The organism is Pseudomonas sp. ICMP22404 (assembly GCF_006227205.1).
In the GTDB taxonomy this organism is placed as follows: domain Bacteria; phylum Pseudomonadota; class Gammaproteobacteria; order Pseudomonadales; family Pseudomonadaceae; genus Aquipseudomonas.
Map to the genome: position 1 here is coordinate 1 of NZ_VCNG01000054.1, position 709 is coordinate 709.

At 59.4% G+C, this 709-nt stretch carries 1 protein-coding gene; it reads left to right on the forward strand.

Annotation, left to right across the window (positions count from 1 at the left end; translation table 11 throughout):
* Nucleotides 1-709 (forward strand): immunoglobulin-like domain-containing protein (locus FGE05_RS29600; RefSeq protein ID WP_139650434.1); only part of this gene is annotated, 709 nt, incomplete at both ends.

Below are 709 nucleotides of genomic sequence, written 5' to 3' on the forward strand. Positions count from 1 at the left end.
GCAAACGCCAGTGACCGTGACGCTGAGCAATGGCTCCGTGATTAACATCGCCGCTGGCGAAACCACCGGCACTGTTGCAGTCAATACGCCTGCCAACGACGTCTACAACAATGGCAGCACCGTCAGCACCACCATCACCGGTGCGACCGGCGGTAACTTCGAAAACCTGGTTCCGGACACTACGCCTGCCGTCACCACGATCACTGATTCGGTGGACGACACTGGTCTGACCCTGAGCGCCAGCGAAAGCATTACCGAAGGCGGCCAGATCACCTATACCGCGACGCTGACCAACGCGGCGCAAACGCCAGTGACCGTGACGCTGAGCAATGGCTCAGTAATCAACATCGCTGCCGGTGAAACCACCGGCACTGTTGCAGTCAATACGCCTGCCAACGACGTCTACAACAACGGCAGTACCGTCAGCACCACCATTACCGGTGCCACCGGTGGCAATTTCGAGAATCTGGTGCCAGACACCACACCAGCGGTCACCACGATCACTGATTCGGTGGACGACACTGGCCTGACTCTGAGCGCCAGCGAGAGCATCACCGAAGGCGGGCAGATCACCTATACCGCGACGCTGACCAACGCGGCGCAAACGCCAGTGACCGTGACGCTGAGCAATGGCTCCGTGATTAACATCGCCGCTGGCGAAACCACCGGCACTGTTGCAGTCAATACGCCTGCCAACGACGTCTACAAC